This window comes from Lichenihabitans sp. Uapishka_5 (assembly GCF_033947565.1).
GTDB lineage: Bacteria > Pseudomonadota > Alphaproteobacteria > Rhizobiales > Beijerinckiaceae > Lichenihabitans.
In genome coordinates this window covers 1-17,528 of record NZ_JARPVX010000032.1, presented here as the reverse complement: position 1 = coordinate 17,528, position 17,528 = coordinate 1, and the positions used below count along the sequence as shown (strand labels likewise).

The window sequence follows — 17,528 nt, the reverse complement described above, 5'->3', positions numbered from 1 at the left end:
CCTCGGGCAGGGGCATTCGGGGGGACCACGCTTCATGGCAACAGCACATCCGGTCGCGCGCGGCCCGCGGCCGAAGCGCTCCTCGTCGAACCGGGCCGTCGATTTCCTGCTCGGCCGCCACATCGCCACCAACGAAGCCGAGCAGCGCAAGATCGGCCCGCTCGAGGGTGTGCCCGCCATGGGGCTCGACGGCCTCGGCTCCTCGGCCTACGGGCCCGAAGCCGCGCTCACCATTTTGATGCCGCTCGGGGCCGCGAGCCTCAGCCTGGTCGAGCCCATCGTGGCGCTGCTCGTGGCCTTGCTGGCCGTGCTCTACGTGAGCTACCGGCAGACCGTGGCGGCCTATCCGTCGAACGGTGGCGCCTATGTGGTGGCGCGGGAAAACCTCGGCGAAACCGCGAGCTTGCTGGCCGCCGCCGCCATCATGATCGACTACATCCTCAACGTCGCGGTCGGCATCTCGGCCGGAGTGGCGGCGCTCATCTCCGCGGTGCCGTCGCTGCACGCCTGGACGTTGCCGCTCTGCCTCGGCGTTCTGGTGCTGATCACGCTGATCAACCTGCGCGGCACGCAGGAATCGGGCCGCGTGCTGGCGCTGCCGACCTATGGCTTCGTGGCCTGCTTCCTCGTCATCATCGGGATCGGCGTCGTCGAGGCGATCCGGCACGGCGGCGTTCCGACGCCGGTGATCGCGCCGCCGCCGCTCGCGGGCGGCACGGAAGCCGTGTCGCTGTGGCTGTTGTTGCGCGCCTTCGCGAGCGGCTGCACCGCCATGACGGGCGTCGAGGCGGTGAGCAACGGCGTCAATGCTTTCCGGGCGCCCGTGGTGCGCAACGCGCGGGCGACACTGTCGGCCATCTGCGCCATCCTGGGCCTGCTGTTGATCGGCATCGCCTATTTGGGCAAGGCCTACAAGGTGGGCGCGATGGACCAGTCCCAGCCCGATTACCAGAGCGTGCTGTCGCAGCTTTGCGGCGCCGTGGTGGGTCATGGCTGGTTCTACTACGTCGCCATGGCGACCTTGCTGTGCGTGCTGGCGTTGTCGGCCAACACCAGCTTCGTCGGCTTCCCGCGCCTGTGCCGGTTGGTGGCCGAGCATGGCTATTTGCCGAAGCCCTTCGCGGTGGCGGGGCGGCGGCTCGTTTATTCGGTCGGCATCCTTTATCTTGCGGTCACGGCAGGGCTGCTGCTGATCGCCTTCGGCGGCATCACCGACCGCCTGATCCCGCTCTTCGCCATCGGGGCCTTCGCGACCTTCACGCTCAGCCAGGCCGGGATGGTGGCGCATTGGCTGCGCGAAGCGCGGGGCGGCAGCGAGGGCCGCAACCGGGTCCGGCTTGGCGTCAATGCGCTCGGCACCGCCACCACGGCGGTGGCGCTCGCCATCATCGTGGTGGCCAAATTCGCCGAAGGGGCGTGGATCACCGTGCTGGCGGTGCCGCTTGTGATCTTCGGTCTGAAGGGCATCCACGGTTATTACGTCCGTCTCGCCGAACGGCTGCGCCCCGCGGGGCCGCTCGATCTCAGCGCCACCGACGCGCCCGTGGTGCTGGTCGCCACGCGGGGTTGGGACCGGTTGTCCGAAAAGGCGCTGCGATTCGCCGTGCGGCTGTCGCCTGATGTGGTCGCTACCCATCTGCTCGACCTCGACGGCGAGGACGACCGGGACGCCCTAAAAGCCTTGCAGGCGCAATGGCGCCATGAGGTCGAGGAGCCGGCCCGTTTGGCCGGCGGCCCCGTGCCGCGCCTGATGGTGCTGCAGGCGTCCTACCGCCGCATCCATGCGCCGTTGTTGAAGCTGATCGAGCGCATCCAGGCCGAACAGCCCGACCGCATCGTGGCGGTGCTGGTGCCGGTGATCGCCAAGCCGCATTGGTGGCAGGCGCTGCTCCACACCCGCCATGCCAGTCGGCTGAGCCAATCCTTGCTGCGTTACGGCGGCGACAAGGTGGTGGTCATCAACGTGCCGCTGCATGTCGGCGCCGACCTGCCGGAAGACGGCCTGATCGACCAGGAGCGACCGGCGGTGCGCAGGCAGGCGGCGGAATGAAGCGCCGGTGGGTCGCTGTTGCGATCAGGCCATCGGCGTCGCTCAACTAAGCCGCCGGGGACGCCCAACCCACCGTCGCGTAATCGGCCGTCTCGAGGTTGGCGATCAACCCGGGCCCGGTCGGGCGCCAGCCGAGCCGCTCGCGTGTGATGGCGCTCGAGGCCGGCATGTCCATGGCCACGAAGGCGGCCATCCAGCCGAAATGGGCGGCGGCTTCGTCGGGCGACAGCGACACGGTCGGGATGCCGAGGCCACGGCCGATCGCGGTGGCGACGGCCCGCACCGTGATGCCTTCCTCGGCCACCGCATGGTAGCGGGCGCCCGGCTCGGCCGCCTCGATGGCCAGCCGGTAGAGTTGTGCGACATCCGCCACCGCCGCCGCCGGCCAGCGGTTATGGCCATCGCCCACATAGGCCGAAATCCCCTGGGCGCGGGCGATGTCGATCGCCGGCGAGATGAGGCCCTGCTTGCGGGTGTCGTGTACCTGGGGCAGGCGCATCACCGACACGTTGATGCCATCGGCCAGGAGCGCGGCCCCGGCCTGCTCGGAGGCGATGCGCGGGTTCGGGTGGTCGGCCGCCATCACGTCCTCGCGCGCCAACTGGCCCGGCCCCGAGCTGCCGATGCCGGTGCCGGAGGTGATCAGCAGCGGGCGGTCGCTCCCCTTCAGCGCCGCGCCGAGCGCCGCGATGACGTGCCTGTCCTTCTCGCAATTGGCGACGAAGCGGGAAAAGTCGTGGTCGAAGGCGGTGTGGATGACGGCATCGGCCGTCGCGGCGCCGGCCAGTAAGCCATCGGGCGCTTCGAGCGTGCCGCGATAAGGCTCGACGCCGGCTTTCGCCAGAGCCGCGGCCCCGGCGTCCGATCGTGTGACGCCGATGACCTGATGGCCGGCGCCGATGAGCTCAGGGATGAGGTGCGAGCCGATGAACCCGGTGGCTCCGGTGAGAAAGATGCGCAAGGCATTAGCTCCGTTGTGGCGACGGAGCCTTTATCGGGCCGGCTGATCCTGGGTAAAAGACGAGACATTATCGGGGTATGGCGACCACCTGGATATGGGGGCGCCGCTGCCGCGCCGTCGTCAGGCCCTGCCGGCCAGGGTGGTTTCCAGCTCCAAAGCCCGGTGGGCCGCCGTATGGGCCGCCAGCACCTGGGCGCGGGCGGCCTCCGCCATGACGGCGCGGTCCCGGTCGCCCCAGCTCCGCAGAAGCGTCAGGACGTCGTCGCCCGTGCGGGCGAGCGCGATCGAGCGACCCGGCTCGAGCACGCTGTCGATGCCGTCCCATACGTCCGACACGATCGGGGTGCCGCAGGCCGCTGCCTCGAACAACCGGACGCTGGGGCTCCAGCCGGCCTTGACCATGTCGGCCCGGGTGACGTTCAGCGTCATGCGGCTCGAGCCGTAGAATTCGGCGTGATCCTGCGGCCCGACATGCTCGAAGCGCTCGACGTTGGTCGGCCAGACGATGTCTGCCGGATATTGCGAGCCCGCCACCACGAACCGCAGGTCGGGCGCCCGCCGGGCGGGGTCGAGCAGCAGCCGCTCCAGCACCGGCTGCCGGTCGGGACTATAGGTGCCGAGGTAGGACAGGTCCCAGCGCTTCGCGTCGTGGCGCGGCCGGTAAAGCGCCGGATCGACGCAGCAATATAGCGCGCGCGGGTCGGGCGAGCCGTAATGGTTGCGCAGCCGCTCGAGCGTCGGGCCGCCCGTGAAGCTGAGATAGGTGCCGTAGCCGGGGATCAGCGCCGGCGACAGATAGGTGCAGGTGCCGGCTTCGAGCGCCGCCAGCGTCACCGGCGTATCGATGTCGTAGAAGGCCGTCACCCCGCGTGCGGTCCGCTGCGCCCAGGCCCCGACCGCGATGCCGTCCGGCACGTAGGACCCGACCAGCACCGCATCGGCGGATGCCACCGCGTCGGCATGCTGGTCGAGCGCGTCGAGATCCGGATAAAAGGCGAGGCGGCAGAAATCCGGGTCGCTGAGATCGCGCGCCGTGCCCGAATACCAGGGCACGTCGCGCTCCAGGAACAGGATGTCGTGGCCGCGCGCCGCAAAGGCCCGCAACAGCGACCGATAGGTGGTGGCGTGACCGTTGCCCCAGGAGGACGACAAGCTGAGCCCGAGGACGACGAGCTTCACGCGACGATCCTGGCGCGCTTGGCCGCTGCCTCGGCCCGGATGATGGCGTCGGCCTCGACGGCGCGGCGCGCATAGGTGTGGTCGCGCACGATGCGGGCCCGGGCCGCCTCGCCGATCGCGCGGGCGCGGTCCGGCGTCAGGGCCGCCACATGGTCGGCGACGTCCTGGCCGTCGCGCGCCACCAGCACCTCGGTGTTCTCGTCGAGGAACAGGTCGAGGCCCACCCAGGCGTCGGTGATCAGGCAGGCGCCGGCGCCCGCGGCCTCGAACACCCGCGTGGCGGGCGAGAAGCCGGTCGAAGCCATCGAGTCGCGCGCGATGTTGAGCACCGCCAGGGGGGACGTGTTGAAGCCGTTGTGGTCGCGCGTGTAGACGTGGCCGACGTCGCGCACGTTCGACGGCATCGGCTTGTCGTGCCAGCCGTTGCCCCCGATCAGGAAGCGGCGCTCGGGCTGCAGCGCCGCCGCCCGCAGGAAGAACTCCTCCACCCGGGCTTCGCGGTCGGGCAGGCGGTTGCCCAGGAACGACAGGTCGGCCCGCAGGCGCTCCTCGCCCGGCACCGGATGGTGGGTGGCGGGATCGAGCGCGTTGTATATCGGCACGCAGCGCTTGGCCCCGAACCCTTCATAGGCGGCGATCACCGGCGGGCCGCCGCCATAGGTGAACACGAGGTCGAGCGCCGGCAGGATCCGGCGCAACGGGTGGTCGGGCGCGGCGCCCATCTCGGCCAGGGTCGCGGGGGCGTCGACGTCCCAGAAGATCTTGACCGCATCGGGCCGGGCGGCCCGCATGACGCCCTCGAGCAGTTCGTCGTCGAAGACGCCGACACCGCTGGCCTTCACCACCACATCGGCCTCGGCCGCGCGGGCCATGGCGTCGCGCGCGGCTTCGATGGTGGCCGGATACACCACCACATCGGCCCAGTCCGGCGGCTCGATATCGCGGTGCTGCTGCCGGCCATAGGCGTCGGGCTCGAAGAAGGTCGTGCGATAGCCGAGGCGCGCCAGCTCACCCACCATGCCGCGGTAATAGGTGGCGGCACCGTTCCAATAGGACGACAACAGGCTGGAGCCGTAGAAGGCGATCTTCATGCGTTGGGCATAGGTGCGAGAAACATCAACGGAGGCAGGGTGTGCAGGCGCGTCATGCCGGAGGTCGCAGGGCGGCAAAGCGCGGTCCCCATATCGCTCCAGCCCTCATTCCGGGGCCGCGAAGCGGAACCCGGAACCGGTGTGCTGCGACCTGGATCGCCCGGGCTCCCCGGTTCCGGGTCCAACGTGGCTGTTCCGGAATAAGCATGTGCGTTTGCTGCGAGGCCGCGTCCATCAGGCCGCCGCGCCGGAAAGCCGCGCCACCGTGGCCAGCAACTCGTCGGCCCGGTGGGCGCAGGTATGGCGGGCCCGGATGGTCTCGAGCCCGCTCGCCACGAGCGCGGCCCGCAGGTCGGCGTCATGGGCCACGGCGGTGAGCTGCGCCGTCATCGCGGCCTCATCGGCGGCCATCAGGAAATCCTGCCCGACCCGGAACAGCCCTTCGCTATCGGACCATGGGGCGGACAGCAGCGGGATGCCGCAAGCGAGCGCCTCGAACACCCGGATGGTCGGGATCCCGGGGAGCACGGTGGTGTAGAAGCGACGCGGCACATGCACTGTGGCGAGATGGCGGGCGAAGCTCGCGGGCGCCGCCGCATTGGGGAGCCAGCCCCGGTAGGCGACGCCGTAGCGCGCCAGTGTCGCCAGCGCGGTCTCGGGGTAGCGCACCCCGTGGACCGTGAGCGGCAGCCCGGCTGCCTCGGCCGGGCGGAACAGGAAGCGTTCGAGCTCGGTCGAGCGTTCGTCGTCGCCCCAATTGCCGATCCAGACGAGGCCCTGCCGCTCCCCCTCGACGGTGGGCGGGTGGAATACGTGGGTGTCGGCCGCCTCGTGCCAAACGCTAACGCGGTCGCCCCAGCCCCAGCCGTGGTACACATCCGCCAGCGTTTCGCCGAAGGCCAGCACGCCGTCATACCCGTCGAGGTCGAAGGCGCGCATCGCCTCGGGGTCGCTGACGGCGCGGTGGTGGGTGTCGTGGAACAACAGCGTAAAGGGAGCGCCGCGCTTCCTGAGCGCCCCGACGGCCGCCACCAGGGACGGTTCGTTCCATTCGTGCATGATCACGAGGTCGGCGCCCTCAACCAGGGCGGCCGGATCGGTGTCGGGCCGGTAGGTGACGGGCGCGAGGTCGGGATAGTTCTGCCGAAAGGCGTCGAGCCCGGCCGGGCCGCCGTCGCGCAGCAGGTTGCCGAGGCTCCAGTTGCCTTCGGGCTCGAGCGCCTGCACCGCGTGGCCGCGTCGCATCAGCTCCGACAACACGCCCCGCAGGAAGTGGGCGTTGCCATGGTTCCAGCAGGACAATAGCGAATGCGTGAAATAGCGGATCTTCACGCCGCGCGGTCCGCCAGCCCGGGCACCAGCGTGCGGTAAAGGCCCTGCATATCGGCCACAAAGGCGTCGAGCCCGAACACGCGAGCCCGGTTCTCGGCCGCATTGGCCATGTCGGCCCGCAGGGTTTCATCCGACAGGAGGCGACCGACCGCCGCAGCAAAGGCTTCGGCGTCGTCCGGGTCGACGAAAAGGGCCGCATCGTCCCAGAGTTCGCGGAACGTCGGAATGTCGCTGAGCACAAGCGCGCAGCCGGCCTGGGCAGCTTCGAGCACCGCGAGGCCGAAGGGCTCGTAGCGGGCCGCCGACACGTAGACGGGCCGTTCGGCCAGCACGGCGCGGATCTCCGCCTCGCTGAGCGAGCCCAGCAGGTCGAGGTAACGCAGCTCGGGCCCACCCCCGTAAGGGGCTTCGACCGGCCCGGCGGCCCGGAATGGTGCCGTCGTCAGGGCCGCGACGCGGTCGAGCAGGGCGATGTTCTTGCCTTCGTCCCACAGGCGGCCCGAGGTGAAGACGGTCTCGACGGCGGCGTCGGGCGGGGCATCGCGCACCGGGGCACGACCGTTATGCACCACCTCCGGCATGGCACCGAGGTCATAGGCCGAGCGTGTGGCTTCGGCGAAGGCGCGGCTCGGCGCCACCAGGAGACCGGCGGCCTTGTAGCCGCGCGCCACCGCATCCTTCTGCCAGGCCATGGTGTCGGGCAGGGCGGTGGTCTTCACGGCCTTCCACCAGGTGGCGGTGCAGGAATGGCAGATGGCCACCACGGGCGGCTCGAACCGCACATCCGCCGCAAGCGCCGGATGGTTGAGGTGGATCAGGTCGACGGCTTCGCGCCGCGCCAGGGCCGCCAGCGCCTCGCCGGCCTGCGCCAGCTCGGCCGCGTCGCGGGCCAGCCACTCGGGCGCGTGGCCGAGGTCCGTCACCACGAGCCCGGCGTCGAGCGCCGCCTTGCGTCGAGTCTCGTCGAGCCCCGGTCCCACCGTGGCCAGGTGGATGGCGTAGCCTCCCTGCGCGAGGGCACGTCCGAGGTCGAGCGCATAGGTCCAGATGCCGCCGACGGCGTCGGTCGTGATCAGGATTTTGGGAATGTCAGGCATCAATGGGCCGGGCAGCAGGCCAGTTCGAGTTCGGGCAGCGGCACGGGCCGCTCGTCCTGGATGTCGCTGAAATTGGAAAACTGGGCGAGGTAGTGGGCATGGGCCCGCTCCCAGGCCTGCCCGTCCGGCAGGCCCCACAGCTTCCGATAATCGGGCGACGACGGGTAGGGATACAGCGGGACGGGATCGTTGGCCCAGACGCCCTGGGCCCGCAGTCCCTCGCGCCACGCCAAGACGATGGCGGGGTCGTCGTTGCTTGTCTCGATCAGGTTGGCCTGCACGAAAGGCACCGACCGCCGCGCGTGCACCAGACGTGCCGCCAGCTCGTCGGTCGACATGCGGCATTGCTTGTCGAGCTGGGCGCGCCCCTCGACCGTCAGGCTCTCGACCCCGGCCTCGATCGACACGCAGCCGGCGGCCCCGAGCAGGTCCAGCATGTCGGGCTTCCACAGGTCGATGCGGGTCTGGATGCCGAATTCGATCGAGCGGCTGACCAGCGCCTCGAGCAACGGCCGATCGGGCAGGAAGATCTCGTCGATGAAGTAAACGTATTCGACGCCCTGGGCCACGAGGCCGTCGATCTCGGCCAGCAGGGGGGCAAGGTCGCGCTTGCGGTATTTGTCGCGGAAGTCGATCTTGGCGCAGAACGAACAATGATAGGGGCAGCCGCGCGAGGCCTCGACCTCGGCGCCGGGGCGCTCGGGCTTGCGGTCGAAGCGGTGGTGATGGTGGTGGTGCCGGGCCACCCAGCTGTCCGGCCAGCGCAGGGCCGGCAGATCGGTGAAGCGACCCGCGTGCGGGGCTCCGGTCACCCGCACGGTATCCCCTTCCGTGAACGCGATGGCGGGCACGGCCGCGAGGTTTTCGGCCCCGGCCAGCAGCGCCACGACCTCCTCGCACTCGCCCCGCACCACTACGTCGGCACCAAGCTTGCGCAGCGTCGTTTCCGGTGTCACGGAGCCGTGCGGACCGACCGCGACCGTGCGGCCGCCCCGGGCACCGAGATGGGTGAGGAAGTCGCGCGGCACCTTCAGTTCAGGCGGAGCGCAGCGCCAGAACAGGTAACTCGGCGCCGTGGTGACGACCGTCATGGCAGGGGCGAAATCCGCCACCGCATCGGCCAGATCGGCGTTCGCGGTGTCGTTCAGGTGGCCGTCGAGCAACAACACCGTGTGGCCGGCGGACTCAAGCAGCGCCTTCGCATAACCGAGCTCAAGCGGCAGGTGCGGCGAGCGACAGCCGAAATAGATGCTGCGGGCGAAATCCCAGTGGGGATTGACCAGAGCAACTTTCACGACGACGCCGTCCCTTCCAGCTGACTGCTGATTGGCAGATGTATCCCACGCTCCGCCGCAAGCCAAGCCACGAGGTTCGTGACGCCGCGCCGCCACGGCACGGGGGCCTTCAGATCGAGCGCCGTTATCACGGCGCGGCTGTCCGACACGTAATATTTCTGGTCGCCGGCTCGCCAATCGTGATGCTCGGTGCTGACCGGGCGGCCGATGGTGTCTTCCAGGTGGCGCACCAGCTGGCGCAGGCTGACGGCGTTGCGGGGCCCGCCGCCGAGATTGAAGGCGCGGCCCGCGACGCGGTCGATGTTGCGCCAGGCGCCGAGATAGGCCGCGCAGGCATCGCCGACATCGAGCGCGTCGCGCACCTGGCAACCGTCGCCGAAGATCGTGATGGTTTCGCCGGTCAGCGCCTTGATGGCGAAATGCGCGAGCCAACCCTGGTCTTCTGTGCCCATCTGGCGTTCGCCATAGATGCAGCTCATACGCAGCACGGCGGTCGGCACGCCGTAGGATCGGGCGTAGTCGAGCACGTATTGGTCGGCCGCCCCCTTGGAACAGCCATAGGGAGTGTGGAAGTCGAGCGGCCGGTCTTCGCCGATGCCAGTGTCGCGCAGCCGCGGGTCGGCCGGCACATAAGCGTCGTTGGTGCGGGTCAGCTCGACATCGCCGAGGTCGCCATAGACCTTGTTGGTGGAGGCGAAGATGAGCGGCGCCGGCTGGGAACGTCCGCGCAGGGCTTCGAGCAGATGCACGGTCGCGGCGACATTGATGGCGAAGTCGTCGAGCGGCGACACGAGGCTGGTGGTCACGGCCACCTGGGCCGCGAGGTGGAACACCACGTCGGCCGCCGCGGCCGCCTCGCTCAGCGTCGCGTGATCGCGGATGTCGGCATGGATGTGCCGAATGCGCTCGGGATGGCGCTCCATCAGCCAGGCGAGATTGCGCTCGGTGCCGGGACGCTGCAGCGAATCGTAGAGCGTGACCGCATGGCCGGCCGTGGCCAGCCGGTCGGCGAGGTTGGTGCCGATGAAGCCGGCGCCGCCGGTGACGAGCGCGCGCTGCGGAGCGTCCCGCATCAAGCCACCAGTCCGCGGGCTTCGAGCTCCTGCCGTGCCTCGCCGACACGGTCGGTGGCTTCCTGGCGCGACACCCATTCGGCGAGCTCCGTCAGCCCGTCCCGGAAATCCTCGATCGGCTCGAAGCCGAGCTGCTCGACCGCCTTGTCGATGTCCGGGATGCAGTGCCGGATGTCGCCGGCCCGTGCCTTCCCGGCGATCTCGGGGCGGATGTCGGCCCGGCCCATGGCGTCGGCCAGCAGCGTGGCGACGTCGTTGACGGACCGGTCCTCGCCGCTGCCGATGTTGAACACCCCGCCGGCCGCCTTCGGGTGGTCGAGCGCCAGCAGAAAGGCGCGCGCCACGTCCTTGACGTGGACGAAGTCGCGTCGTTGCTGGCCGTCCTCGAAGATCACCGGCGCCACCCCGTTGGCGATGCGCGAGGCGAAGATGGCCAGCACGCCCGTATAGGGGTTCGACAGGGCCTGGCCGGGGCCATAGGCGTTCCATAGCCGCAAGGCCACGCCTTCCATGCCATAGGCGGGCGCCACCGTGAGGGTCAGCCGCTCCTGCACGAACTTCGTGATGGCATAAACGGAGGCGAGCGTCGGCCGCTTGGTTTCCGGCGTCGGGATCGGCTCCATCGGCAGGCCGGCGGCGTCGAGCGGGTCCCAGGAGGCGTCGTTCGGCCCGCGCGGGCGGCGCAGCACGTCCTCGTGCGTGGTGCCCTCGGAATCCTTGTAGAGGCCCTCGCCATAGATGCTCATCGAGGAAGCCACGACGACGCGGGCGACGGGGTCGTCGATCAGCGCCTGGAACAGGGTGGCGGTGCCGAGGTCGTTCACCGAGGTGTAGCGGTCGATGGCATACATGCTCTGGCCGACCCCGACCTCGGCCGCGAGATGCACCACCTTGTCGATGCCCTTGAGGGCGCGGCGGACGGCGTCGATGTCGCGCACGTCGCCCGTCATCAGATCGACCTCGGCGGGCAGCACACCGGGGGCGAGGCCATCGCCATGCACCTGCGGGATCAGGCTATCCAGAACCCGCACGTCGTCGCCGCGCTCGAGCAGCTGCGCCGCCACGAAGCGCCCGATAAAGCCGGCTCCGCCCGTGATGAGTACCTTCTGCGCCATGCCCGTTTTTCGTCCCGCCGCCACGGCACCATCTACAATGCCTTTCGGCTTATGACATGGTTTTCATGGCGGCTGGCAAGTCACCGGAGGGCCGCGCCGGGGCAGCGGTGCTGCGGAGCGCCTTAGCGGCTAACAAATGTCAGGCGGAAAACCGGTCGCAGGGGTGAACAACTGCGGCTTGGCGCCTCACGGGGTGCCGTAGCGCTGCATGAACATCGCCACGACCTCTTCGACGCGCTCGACGACTTCGGCCGGACTCGGCATCGGCACGTCGTGCAGGGTCAGACGGATCAGGTAGAGCGAACCGACGATCGCGGCCAGGAAGATGCTCGCGGCGAGGTCCGGCTCGCCGTGGAACTCACCGCGCAGCTTGGCGGCCCCGAGATATTCGGCCAGCCGCTGGCGCGTGCGCTCCGGGCCGTTGACGAAGAAGATGCGGCCGATCTCGGGATCGCGCGGCACCTCGGCGATGACGATCCGCACGAGACACATCACCTCAGGGCCGTTCATGTGGGTGATGAGCCGGGTGCCGAGGTCGCGCAGCACCGCCTCCATGGCATGCGGCCGGTCGAAGTCGGCATCGAGGGTTTCGCGCAGCAGCCGGGCCCGGTTGCCCAGCACCTCGGCGAACAAGGTCTCCTTGCTGCCGAAATGGCGATACAGGGTTTCCTTCGAGGCGCCGGCCTCGGTCGCGACGCTGCTCATCGTCGTGGCCGTGAAGCCACGGCGCAGGAAAACCGTTTCGGCGACGCGCACGATCTCAAGTCGACGTCGCTCACCCCGTGCTACGGGTGAGAGGTCGATCGGTTGGCATCGTTTCGTGGCTCTTGACACGCCAATCCTTGCCGATCCATTAACCGAACTGATCGGTACGGCTGTCATTCTGCCGTTTGGCCCGTGTCGCAGCAAGCTTCGGATGACTTTCAATGGCGAATAATGCCGATGGCGACGACGATCGCGGGACACGGGGACGATCCGGACGCCGCGACGTGCTCGACATCGGCCAGGGCGGCTCGCGCCGCGACGGGCGCGGCCGAGACCGCGACGACGAGGACGACGACCGGCCCCGCCGCGATGATCGGCGCGACCGCGACCGCGACGACGAGCCCCGCGCCAGACGAAACGACGACGATCGCCGCTCTTCGCGCGACGACGACCGGCGTTCCCGCAAGGAGCCGACGGACGACCGGGACGAGAACACCGACCGGGACGCCAATAAAGGCGACAAGGGCGGCAAAGACGCCAAGGCCGATCAATCCGAAAAGGCCGGCAAGACCGATACCGGCAAGCAGGACGAAGACGCCAAATCCCAGGAACAGCGCAAGAAGCGCCGCCCGACCGTTCTGATCATCGTCGCGGTTGTGGCGCTTCTGGCGATCGCCGGGGGGCTTTATTATTACCTGTCCAACCGGGGCAAGGTCGAAACCGACGATGCCTATACGGATGGCAACGTCGTTTCCATCGCGCCCCAGGTGTCGGGCGAGGTCGTGTCCCTCGACGTCAACGACAACCAGTTCGTCCACAAGGGCGATCCGCTCATCCACATCGACCCGCGGCAATACCAGTTCACCCTCGAGCAGCAGCAGGGCTCGCTCGACACGACCAATGCCCAGGTGGTCAACCAGAAGCTCGGCGTCGAGATCGCCAAGAAGAACTTCCCGGCCGGCCTGCAGCTCGCCAAGGCGAACCTCGAATCGGCCCAGGCGACCCTCGCGCTGCAGAAGCAGAACTACGACCGGCAGAAGAGCCTGCCCAAACAGGCCACCACCCAACAGGAGGTCGACACCGCGACCTCGAACCAGCAGGCCGCACAGGCGCAGGTCGACCAGGCCGAGGCACGCGTGACGCAGGCCGAGCCGGTGCAGCAGAACATCGCCCAGTCGCAGCAACAGGTCAGCCAGCTGCAGGGCCAGATCGAGCAGGCCAAGGGCCGGGTCGATCAGGCCAACCTCAACATCGAATGGACCGTGCTGCGCGCCCCGCAGGACGGCTGGGTGACGCGGCGCAACGTTAACAAGGGCAATTACGTGTCGGCCGGCACGCAGATCATGTCGCTCGTCACCACCGACCTGTGGGTGACGGCCAACTTCAAGGAAACCGAGCTCGACGGCATGCGGGCCGGCCAGCAGGTGGCGATCTCCATCGACGCTTATCCGGATCTCACGCTGCGCGGCCATGTGGATTCGATCCAGCGCGGCTCGGGCTCGAAATTCTCGGCCTTCCCGGCCGAGAACGCCACCGGCAACTTCATCAAGATCGTGCAGCGGGTGCCGGTGAAGATCGTGATCGATTCGGGCACCAAGCCGGATGAGCCGTTGCCGCTGGGCATCAGCGTCGTGCCGAGCGTGATGCTGAAATGAGCGACGCCGCCCATCAGACTTGGAAGCCGCGCTTCAATCCATGGTTGATCGCCATCGTGGTCACGATGGCGGCCTTCATGGAGATCCTCGACACCACCATCGTCAATGTGGCGCTGCCCTATATCGCGGGCTCGCTCGCGACCTCGAGCGACAACGCATCCTATGCGCTGACGGCCTATCTGGTGGCGAACGGCATCGTACTGACGGTGGCGGGCTGGATCTCCGACACGGTCGGGCGCAAGCGCTATTTCGTCATCTGCATCATCATGTTCACGGTGACGTCCTTCCTGTGCGGCATCGCGCAATCGCTCGGGCAGATCGTGTTGTTCCGCGCCATGCAGGGCTTCTTCGGCGGCGGGCTGCAACCCAACCAGCAGGCCATCATCCTCGACACTTTTCCGCCGGCCAAGCGCGCCGCGGCCTTCGGCATCACGGCCATCGCCACCATCATCGCGCCGATCCTCGGCCCGACGCTCGGCGGCTACATCGTCAACCATTCGACGTGGCGGTGGATCTTCTTCGTCAACATCCCGGTCGGTGCGCTGGCGGCCTTCCTCAACTCCGTTATGGTGGAAGACCCGCCGTGGGAAAAGGAAAAGCGGGAAAAGAAGACCCGCGGCATCGACTACATCGGCCTGTCGCTGATCGTGCTCGGCCTCGGCTGCATGCAGATCATGATCGACCGCGGGGAAGACGACGGCTGGTTCGGTTCGCCCTTCATCGTCACCATGGGCGTGCTCGCCTTCATCGGCATCTTCGGCGCGATCTGCTGGCTGCTCACCGCCAAGCAGCCGATCATCAATCTCGACGTCTTCAAGGACCGCAACTTCGCCATGGGGTCGGTGCTGATCGGCGCCATGGGGGCCATCCTTTACGCCAGTGCGGTGTTGATTCCCCAGTTGGCCCAGCAGCAGCTCGGCTATGACGCGCTGTGGTCGGGGCTGATCTTGTCGCCCGGCGGCATCGTCATCATCCTGCTGATCCCGGTGGTCGGGCGGATCTCTAAGGTCGTCCCGACCCGCTATATCGTGATGACGGGCTTCTTCATCATGGGCTGCGCGCTCATGTTCTCGGGCCGCCTCATCGTCAACATCAACTTTAAGACGCTGGTGGAGATGCGGTCCTTCCAGACCGCGGCACTCGGGTTCCTGTTCGTGCCGATCTCGACCATCGCCTATCTGACGCTGCCGATGCGCTACCGCAGCGATGGCGCGGCCCTGTTCTCCATGTTCCGTAACGTGGGTGGCGCCATCGGCATTTCTCTGGCCCAGGCCGCCGTCATCGAGCGCAGCCAGGCCAATCAGGCCCACCTGTCGCGCTTCATGAGCCCGCTGCAACAAGGCTACAACACCTATGTCCAGTCGGCCGAGCAGACCCTGCGGACCCTCGGCCGTGCCGCGTCAACGGTTCACGATGATGCCGTCGGCCAGCTCTATACGAGCTACCGGACCCAGGCCGCGATCCTCGCCTACAACAACGTGTTCCAATATGCGGCCGTGGTCGCCTTCCTGGTGGTGCCCTTGTGCTTTCTCATCTCCAACAAGAAAGCCCAGGGCGGCGGCGGGGGCGGGCACTGACGTGATGCACAAGCTCAGACCCCTCCTGGCCGGAACCGCGGCCCTGGCGCTCGTCGGCTGCACGGTCGGCCCCGATTTCGTGGCGCCGCTGCCCGCGATGGTCAATGCGCAGACCTTCCTGGACAACGGCGCGACGACGCCGGTCCGCACTCCCCTGCCGGTGCTGCGCGACACGGTTCCGGCGGAGCCCGACGCCGAATGGTGGCGCGTGTTCCGCGACCCGATCCTGACCCGGCTCGAGGCCCGCGTGGCCGACCAGAACCTCGATGTCCGCACGGCGACGTTCCGCATCGCGGAAAGCCGCGCCCAGCTCGGGACGGCCGCCGCCGCCGCCCTGCCGACCATCAACGGCACGGGGTTCGTCAACCGTCAGCAATATAGTCAGAACGGCATCGTCAGCCTCGTCACCAATGGGCTCAACTCGTCCGGCGGAACGACCGGCACCGGCAGTTCGCTGTCCGGGCTGACCTCGTCGATCGGTGAGCCCTTCACGGATTATCAGGTCGGCTTCGACGCGTCGTGGGAGCTCGACCTTTGGGGGCGCGTCCGCCGCAACGTCGAATCGGCGACCGCCCAGGTGGATTCCTCGGCCGAAATGCGCCGCGATACGCTGGTGTCCGCGCTGGCCGAACTCGCCCGCGACTACGTGCAGCTGCGCGGCACGCAGGATATGATCCGCATCAGCCAGGCCAACATCCAGGTCAACCAGGACATCCTCAACGTGGTGCGCACGCGCCAGCAGCGCGGCCTGGTGACGGGGCTCGACGTGTCGAGCGCGGCCCAGCAGGTGGAAGCCATCGAGGCGCAGCTGCCGCAGCTGAAGCAGCAGGAGATCCTGCAGGTCAACGCCATCGGCCTGATCCTCGGTCAGCCCCCTATGGCGCTGTCGGCCGAGCTGCTGCCGTCGCGGCCCGTGCCGCCGGTCCCGCCCAGGGTGCCGGTCGGCGTGCCGTCCGACCTGATCCGCCGCAGGCCGGACATCCGCCGCGCCGAGGCCGACCTGCATGCGGCCGTGGCGCAGATCGGCGTCGCCGTGGCGTCCTTCTTCCCCACGGTCAGCATCACGGCGAGCCCGTCGCTCAACGCGCTCGATCCCGGCAACGTGTTCAAGGCGAACTCGCTGCAATACATGAATATCGGGCCGAGCGTGTCGCTGCCGATTTTCGAGGGCGGGCGGCTGAAGTCGAATCTGGTGTTGCAACAGGCCCGGCAGCAGGAAGCGGCCGTGAGCTACCAGAAGGCCGTGCTGCAGGCCTGGAACGACGTCGTCAACGCGCTCGCCAGCCTCAAGGGCGACGAAGGGCGGCGGGCGCGGTTGTCGCGCCAGGTGGTCGACGCCCGGCAGGCGCTTTCGCTCGCCCGCACCCGCTACGCCACAGGGGTCGACACCTTCACGACCGTGCTGCAGAATTCGCAAACGCTGTTGGGGGCCGAGATGAACCTGTCGCAGGCGACCGCCGCCATGTCGACCGATCTTGTGGCACTCTACAAGGCGCTCGGCGGCGGCTGGCAGGGCGCCTTTCCGCCCCCGCCCGGGCCGCCGCCGGTGCTGCCGGAGGTGGCGCCCGTGCCGGTCGTGCAGGCGGGGGTCAACTAAGGTCCGGGTGTCCGCGATGACGGCATCATCGGCACACGATCGCCGGCGTGGGTGGAACGCCACCCTCGTCCTCTGGCTGTGGCCCGCCTCGGGGCGGGCACAACCGTGAGCGCCGCTGCGGCGTCGGAGGCGCCGTTCCGGTTCCTCGGCTTCCCGGCCTCCGTTTGGGCCTTTGCGACGCGCACCTGGATCGCCATGCTGTTGGCGCTCTACGTGGCCTTCTGGCTGCAGCTCGAAAGCGCCTCCTCGGCCGCCACCTGCGTGGGCATCCTGGCCCTGCAGACCCGCGGTCAGGCCTTGCAGAAGGCGCTCTACCGTTTGGGCGGCACGGTCGTGGGCGTGATCGTCTCGATCGCCATCGCGGCGGTGTTCAGCCAAACGCGCGACCTGTTCTTTTTGGCCTGCGCGGCCTGGCTCGGCCTTTGCGCCACCCTGGCGAGCTTGTTCGACGGCAACCGGGCCTACGGGGCCGTGTTGAGCGGCTATACGGTCGCCATCGTGGCAGTTCCGAACGTCGACACGCCGCTGTCGACCTTCGCGTCCGGTGTCAATCGCGGCGCCGCCATCACGATCGGCATCCTGGCGGTTGCCGTGGTGGGCGACGTGTTCCGCGCGCCGGACCTGCTGCCGGGCCTTCTGGGCAAGCTCGAGGCCGTGCAACGCAAGGTGAAGACCTTCACCGTGCAGGCTTTGCGCCAGGGCAGCGCGGCGCCGGCCGATGCGGCCGCGCTGATGCGGGAGGTCACGGCGCTGCACCCCGACGTCACGGCCCTGCCGGGCGAGTCGTTGACCGGGCGGGCG

The 17,528-nt window shown here is 68.7% G+C and carries 14 protein-coding genes; 5 read left to right on the top strand and 9 right to left on the bottom strand.

Going from position 1 to position 17,528, the window contains the following annotated elements; all coding sequences use genetic code 11:
• Nucleotides 1–34: 34 nt before the first annotated feature.
• On the top strand, nt 35–2,050 hold the full coding sequence (locus tag P7D22_RS12720; protein ID WP_319934616.1) for an APC family permease: 2,016 nt from the start codon (nt 35–37) through the stop codon (nt 2,048–2,050).
• Between the two features lie 46 nt (nt 2,051–2,096).
• On the opposite strand, the gene P7D22_RS12715 is transcribed toward P7D22_RS12720, so the two are convergent.
• The 9 genes from P7D22_RS12715 to P7D22_RS12675 form a co-directional block, all read right to left on the bottom strand.
• The gene (locus P7D22_RS12715; protein ID WP_319934615.1) at nt 2,097–3,011 is read right to left on the bottom strand and encodes an SDR family oxidoreductase; all 915 of its coding nucleotides are present in this window, start codon (nt 3,009–3,011) and stop codon (nt 2,097–2,099) included.
• Between the two features lie 120 nt (nt 3,012–3,131).
• Nucleotides 3,132–4,190 carry a CgeB family protein gene (locus P7D22_RS12710; protein WP_319934614.1) on the bottom strand — a complete coding sequence of 353 codons (1,059 nt, stop codon included), beginning with the start codon at nt 4,188–4,190 and terminating at the stop codon, nt 3,132–3,134.
• Nucleotides 4,187–5,281 (bottom strand): CgeB family protein, encoded by a 1,095-nt coding sequence (locus P7D22_RS12705; RefSeq protein WP_319934613.1) that lies wholly within the window; start codon nt 5,279–5,281, stop codon nt 4,187–4,189. The genes P7D22_RS12710 and P7D22_RS12705 overlap by 4 nt, the downstream gene beginning before the upstream one ends.
• A gap of 234 nt (nt 5,282–5,515) precedes the next feature.
• Entirely contained in the window at nt 5,516–6,613 is a 1,098-nt protein-coding gene (locus P7D22_RS12700) for a CgeB family protein (protein WP_319934612.1), read from the bottom strand.
• A complete protein-coding gene (locus tag P7D22_RS12695) occupies nt 6,610–7,710 on the bottom strand; it encodes a glycosyltransferase family 4 protein (RefSeq protein WP_319934611.1) in 1,101 nt (366 codons plus the stop codon). Before P7D22_RS12695 ends, P7D22_RS12700 begins: the two co-directional genes overlap by 4 nt.
• A complete protein-coding gene (locus P7D22_RS12690; protein ID WP_319934610.1) occupies nt 7,710–9,005 on the bottom strand; it encodes a TIGR04295 family B12-binding domain-containing radical SAM protein in 1,296 nt (431 codons plus the stop codon). Before P7D22_RS12690 ends, P7D22_RS12695 begins: the two co-directional genes overlap by 1 nt.
• A complete protein-coding gene (locus P7D22_RS12685; RefSeq protein WP_319934609.1) occupies nt 9,002–10,078 on the bottom strand; it encodes an SDR family NAD(P)-dependent oxidoreductase in 1,077 nt (358 codons plus the stop codon). The genes P7D22_RS12690 and P7D22_RS12685 overlap by 4 nt, the downstream gene beginning before the upstream one ends.
• The gene (locus P7D22_RS12680) at nt 10,078–11,193 is read right to left on the bottom strand and encodes an NAD-dependent epimerase/dehydratase family protein (RefSeq protein ID WP_319934608.1); all 1,116 of its coding nucleotides are present in this window, start codon (nt 11,191–11,193) and stop codon (nt 10,078–10,080) included. The genes P7D22_RS12685 and P7D22_RS12680 overlap by 1 nt, the downstream gene beginning before the upstream one ends.
• A 186-nt stretch (nt 11,194–11,379) precedes the next feature.
• Nucleotides 11,380–11,949, bottom strand: a complete 570-nt coding sequence (locus P7D22_RS12675; RefSeq protein ID WP_319934607.1) for a TetR/AcrR family transcriptional regulator — start codon at nt 11,947–11,949, stop codon at nt 11,380–11,382.
• 170 nt (nt 11,950–12,119) lie between these two features.
• Here P7D22_RS12675 and P7D22_RS12670 point away from each other — a divergent pair, with 170 nt between their 5' ends.
• The 4 genes from P7D22_RS12670 to P7D22_RS12655 form a co-directional block, all read left to right on the top strand.
• Nucleotides 12,120–13,553: an HlyD family secretion protein gene (locus P7D22_RS12670; protein ID WP_319934606.1), complete on the top strand. Its 1,434-nt coding sequence runs from the start codon at nt 12,120–12,122 to the stop codon at nt 13,551–13,553.
• Entirely contained in the window at nt 13,550–15,130 is a 1,581-nt protein-coding gene (locus tag P7D22_RS12665) for a DHA2 family efflux MFS transporter permease subunit (RefSeq protein ID WP_319934605.1), read from the top strand. The genes P7D22_RS12670 and P7D22_RS12665 overlap by 4 nt, the downstream gene beginning before the upstream one ends.
• A gap of 4 nt (nt 15,131–15,134) precedes the next feature.
• A complete protein-coding gene (locus P7D22_RS12660; protein WP_319934604.1) occupies nt 15,135–16,727 on the top strand; it encodes an efflux transporter outer membrane subunit in 1,593 nt (530 codons plus the stop codon).
• Nucleotides 16,728–16,832: 105 nt separating this feature from the next.
• Nucleotides 16,833–17,528 (top strand): FUSC family protein (locus P7D22_RS12655; protein ID WP_319934603.1); only part of this gene is annotated, 696 nt, incomplete at its 3' end.

Excerpts from the sequence above, each read along its gene's own strand:
- P7D22_RS12695 (WP_319934611.1), bottom strand. The coding sequence starts at position 7,710 with ATGCCTGACATTCCCAAAATCCTGATCACGACCGACGCCGTCGGCGGC.
- P7D22_RS12670 (WP_319934606.1), top strand. The coding sequence starts at position 12,120 with ATGGCGAATAATGCCGATGGCGACGACGATCGCGGGACACGGGGACGA.
- P7D22_RS12665 (WP_319934605.1), top strand. The coding sequence starts at position 13,550 with ATGAGCGACGCCGCCCATCAGACTTGGAAGCCGCGCTTCAATCCATGG.
- P7D22_RS12705 (WP_319934613.1), bottom strand. The coding sequence starts at position 5,281 with ATGAAGATCGCCTTCTACGGCTCCAGCCTGTTGTCGTCCTATTGGAAC.
- P7D22_RS12720 (WP_319934616.1), top strand. The coding sequence starts at position 35 with ATGGCAACAGCACATCCGGTCGCGCGCGGCCCGCGGCCGAAGCGCTCC.
- P7D22_RS12680 (WP_319934608.1), bottom strand. The coding sequence starts at position 11,193 with ATGGCGCAGAAGGTACTCATCACGGGCGGAGCCGGCTTTATCGGGCGC.
- P7D22_RS12660 (WP_319934604.1), top strand. The coding sequence starts at position 15,135 with ATGCACAAGCTCAGACCCCTCCTGGCCGGAACCGCGGCCCTGGCGCTC.
- P7D22_RS12685 (WP_319934609.1), bottom strand. The coding sequence starts at position 10,078 with ATGCGGGACGCTCCGCAGCGCGCGCTCGTCACCGGCGGCGCCGGCTTC.